The 1,044-nt window shown below is 64.5% G+C and carries 2 protein-coding genes; both read right to left on the bottom strand.

Going from position 1 to position 1,044, the window contains the following annotated elements:
• Nucleotides 1–531 (bottom strand): GNAT family protein (locus FJ980_RS34080; protein ID WP_140547718.1); only part of this gene is annotated, 531 nt, incomplete at its 3' end.
• Nucleotides 532–546: 15 nt separating this feature from the next.
• Nucleotides 547–1,044: insulinase family protein (locus FJ980_RS34075; protein WP_140547717.1), on the bottom strand; the 498-nt coding region annotated here is incomplete at its 5' end.

Genomic DNA, 1,044 nt, shown 5'->3' with positions numbered 1-1,044 from the left:
GATGCCATTGATCCTGAGATAGGATCGCAGAAGTCCTTCGCGCCGGAATCCGGCTTTTTCAAGCACACGGATCGACCTGATATTGTCGGGAATACAGGCCGCTTCGATCCGGTGCAACCGCAGCGTATCGAAGGCGAAGCGGGTCACGACCTTGACGGCGTCGGTCATCAGGCCACGGCCGCCGAAGCGCTCGCCGATCCAGTAGCCGACATGCCCGCTCTGCGAGACCCCGTGGCGTATGTTGCCGAGCGTAATTCCGCCAGCCAACCTGCCGCTCGACTTCTCGAATATGAAGAAGGCGATCGCGGTTCCCTGCGCATAGTCCTCGCGGTAGCGGCTGATGCGCAGTCGCCATGCCGCCCGGTCAAGCTCGTCCGGCGCCCAGCGCGGCTCCCATGGTTCGAGGAATGCCCGGCTCTCGCCGCGCACAGTCGACCACTCCCGGTAGTCGTTGGTGAACGGCACGCGCAGCGTCACGCGGTCGCCCTTCAGTGCCGGCAGGTCGCGGCGAAAGAAAGGGAGCGCGAACACGGCGCTTGTGCGGGCTTAGACGGCGAGCTTGCGGGCCGTGGTGGGCGTGCCCGGAAGCGAATCGAGGATCGCTTCGTATGGCGCCAGCGTACCCACAGGCCCTACAGCGGTAAGCGTCGGTTTGGTCGAGAACAGCCGTGACGACAGGTCGGTCAAACGATCGACCGTCAGCGCCGACAGCCGCTCCATCAGTTCCTCCTTGGCGATCGGCCGGCCGAACAAGAGCAGCTGTCGCGCGATCTGCGAGGCGCGGCTGGCCGGGCTTTCCGCCGACATGATCAGACCTGCGCGGTATTGCGCGCGCGCCCGGTCGAGCTCTTCCTGCAGGATGTTCTCGCCGGCCTTCTGCAATTCCTCGATGATGACGGGCACCAGTTCGGCGATGTCGCTCTGCCCGGTCGCGGCATGGACGCCGAATATGCCGGTATCGGAAAAGCCCCAGTGGAAGGCATAGACCGAATAGCACAGGCCACGCTTTTCGCGGACTTCCTGGAACAGCCGCGACGACATGCC

Source organism: Mesorhizobium sp. B1-1-5 (assembly GCF_006443065.1).
Taxonomy (GTDB): domain Bacteria; phylum Pseudomonadota; class Alphaproteobacteria; order Rhizobiales; family Rhizobiaceae; genus Mesorhizobium.
Note: the sequence above shows the minus strand (reverse complement) of the source record. Positions and strands in the feature narration are given on the sequence as shown.